Origin of the sequence: Kitasatospora sp. NPDC007106 (assembly GCF_040634455.1) — a bacterium.
GTDB lineage: Bacteria > Actinomycetota > Actinomycetes > Streptomycetales > Streptomycetaceae > Kitasatospora > Kitasatospora arboriphila.
In genome coordinates, this window is sequence record NZ_JBEYFP010001153.1 from 1 (window position 1) to 1588 (window position 1588).

Annotated in this window: 4 protein-coding genes; all 4 read right to left on the minus strand. The window is 74.5% G+C overall.

What is annotated here, in order from left to right; translation table 11 throughout:
- A partial coding sequence (locus tag ABZ641_RS36675) for a MarR family transcriptional regulator (protein ID WP_359988872.1) occupies positions 1-428 on the minus strand: 428 nt, incomplete at its 3' end.
- Positions 425-937, minus strand: coding sequence for a MarR family transcriptional regulator (locus tag ABZ641_RS36680; protein ID WP_359988874.1), 513 nt, complete (start codon positions 935-937; stop codon positions 425-427). The genes ABZ641_RS36675 and ABZ641_RS36680, both read right to left, overlap by 4 nt.
- A 91-nt stretch (positions 938-1028) precedes the next feature.
- Positions 1029-1382 carry a MerR family transcriptional regulator gene (locus tag ABZ641_RS36685; protein WP_344623170.1) on the minus strand — a complete coding sequence of 118 codons (354 nt, stop codon included), beginning with the start codon at positions 1380-1382 and terminating at the stop codon, positions 1029-1031.
- 46 nt (positions 1383-1428) lie between these two features.
- The coding region (locus ABZ641_RS36690; RefSeq protein WP_359988876.1) for an SDR family oxidoreductase at positions 1429-1588 on the minus strand (160 nt) is incomplete at its 5' end.

Consider the following 1588-nt stretch of genomic DNA (forward strand, 5'->3'; position numbering starts at 1 on the left):
GCGCGCTCGGCGACCAGGGCGAGGACGCGGCCGGCGGCGGCCAGGTCGTCGGCGGGGATGTCGCCCCAGATGCGGGCGGTGATCGGGGCGGTCTCCGCCCCGACGGCGGCGAGCAGTGCGCGGCCGGCCTCCGTGGGGCGGAGGTGCTCGCCGTCCCGGACGAGCAACTGCCCGGCCAGCAGGGCGTCGAGCGTGGCGCGGACGACGGCCGGGTCGGCCTTGAGGGAGGTCCCGACCTGGGCGAGGAGCCCGTCGGCCGTCGGCGGCTCCTCGGCGGTGACGGCGGCGCGCAGGGCGACCTGCTGCTCGAAGGTGCAGCCGTGCCGGGCCAGGACGTTCTCCAGGACTCCGCGGGCGGCGTAGTGGGCCAGGCCGAGGGCGCGGGCGTCGGCCGGGGGCACGGGCGTGGCGGTGGCGTCGGTGGTCATGGCGTTTCCCCCTGGGAGTTCTCGGTGTTCCGGGAGTTCTCGGTGTTCGGTGCGGACGGAGCGAGGGGCGTGTCGAGCAGGAGCACCAGCTCGTCCGTGAACGCGCTGGTGCGCGGGGCGTCGAGGCCGCCGAGCGGTTCCAGCAACTGCCGGTGCAGGTCCTGGACCACCGCGACGGCCTGCCGTGTGACGGCTTCGCCCTGTTCGGTGAGGCGGAGCTGTACGGCACGCGGGTCGCGGGGGTCGCGGGTGCGCTCGATGTGGCCGGCCGACTCCAGGGCGCGCGCCAGTTTCGAGACGTACAGGGCTTCCAGGCCGGTGTGGTCGGCGAGTCTGCGCTGACTGGGCCGCTCGCCGGCGCGCTGCATGCCGTACAGCGACGCGACCAGCGAGTACTGCGCGTGGGTGAGGCCCAGTGGGGCCACTGCGCGATCGACCGCGACGCGCCACTTGTTGGCGAGCCGCCAGACCAGGAAGCCGGGTGTGGGACCGGGTGAACCCTTGCTCATACCGAAAGAGTACATAGACATTATGTCCATGGCTACTGTTTTGCCGGACCACCCGGCGAGGGCCGGGCCCGAGGACACACAACTCCCCCGGTCAGCTGCCGGTCGTGAGCCGGAGAGCATGTGCCAGCCGGTCGCGGACGGCGGTCTGGGCGGCGATCCGCTCGTCGAGGACGGCCAGCCGGGCCCGGGCGGTCCGTAGGCCCCGGTCCGAGGGCGCGGCCGCACCGATGTCACCGTCCAGGCAGGGCAGGAACACCCGGACGTCGTCGAGGGTCAGCCCGGCGGCCAGCAGCAGCCGGATGTTTCGGACCCGGACCACCGACCCCGGGCCGAAACGGCGGTAGCCGTTGGACGCCCGCTCCGAGGTGATCAGCCCGGCCTGCTCGTAGTGCCGCAGCGACCGGACACTCGCCCCGGTCTCCGCCGCCAGTTCACCGATCTTCACTCCCACCGCCCCCTGCCCGGCCCTGCGCCGCCCGCGGGCGATCCTGTCACGCCACCAGCGCGCCGCCGTCCACCGGAAGCACCACGCCGGTGACGAACGAGGCCCCGGCCGAGGCGAGCCGGGTGATCGCCCAGGCCACCTCGCCCGGCTCGCCGACCCTGGCCAGCGGGGTGTGCGCCAGCTGCCACGCACGGACGGCGGCCCGG

Coding starts and splice junctions, on each gene's coding strand:
- ABZ641_RS36680 (WP_359988874.1), bottom strand. CDS start 937: ATGAGCAAGGGTTCACCCGGTCCCACACCCGGCTTCCTGGTCTGGCGG.